The sequence below is a fragment of the Mycobacterium sp. E3298 genome, from assembly GCF_001666895.1.
In the GTDB taxonomy this organism is placed as follows: domain Bacteria; phylum Actinomycetota; class Actinomycetes; order Mycobacteriales; family Mycobacteriaceae; genus Mycobacterium.
In genome coordinates, this window is sequence record NZ_LZJB01000163.1 from 1 (window position 1) to 870 (window position 870).

1 protein-coding gene is annotated in these 870 nt (G+C 72.0%); it reads right to left on the minus strand.

The window, feature by feature from the left end:
- The coding region (locus A9X05_RS07670) for an aminotransferase class III-fold pyridoxal phosphate-dependent enzyme (protein ID WP_156736543.1) at positions 1-870 on the minus strand (870 nt) is incomplete at both ends.

The following is an 870-nucleotide window of genomic DNA, read 5'->3' on the forward strand; positions in this document are numbered from 1 at the left end:
TGGTCGCGGTCGCCGCGCGGGGGGCCACGTTGACGTTGATCCGGGACGGCGAGCCGATCGAGGCGCTCGACGCGATGTCGGTGCTGCACAGCGTGGCGGCCAGGGTGACGTAGCCGCCGGTCAGAGCCTTGCCCACGCACATGATGTCCGGGCTCACCCCGGCGTGGTCGGCCGCGAACAGCTCGCCGGTGCGGCCGAAGCCGGTGGCGATCTCGTCGAAGATCAGCAGCACGTCGTGCCGCCGGCACAGCTCGCGCAGGTCGCGCAGGTAGCGGGGGTCGTGGAAGCGCATCCCGCCGGCGCCCTGCACCACCGGTTCGACGATGACGGCCGCCAGTTCGCCGGCGTGCTCGGCGAGCTGCTGCTCGAACGCCGCGGTGTAGCCGGGGTCGTAGTCGCGCGGGACCTGCGGGGCGAACACCTGGCGGGCCAGGATGTCGGTCCACAGCGTGTGCATGCCGCCGTCGGGATCGCAGACGCTCATCGGCGTGAACGTGTCGCCGTGGTAGCCGCCCCGCCAGGTCATCAGCCGGTGCTTGCCGGGCCGGCCGCGGCTGCGCCAGTACTGAAGCGCCATCTTGACCGCGACCTCGACGGACACCGATCCGGAATCGCTGAAGAACACGGTGTCCAGCCCGGCCGGGGTGGTGTCCACCAGCAGCTGCGCCAGCCGGGCGGCCGGTTCGTGCGTGAGCCCGCCGAACATGACGTGGTTCATCACTCCCAGCTGCGTGGTCAGCGCCGCGTCCAGCACCGGGTGGCCGTGCCCGTGAATCGCGGTCCACCACGAGCTCATCGCGTCGAGCGCCTCGATCGGCTCGCCGTCCCGGATCAACGTCAACGTGGCCCCCCGCGCGGCGACCGCGCACG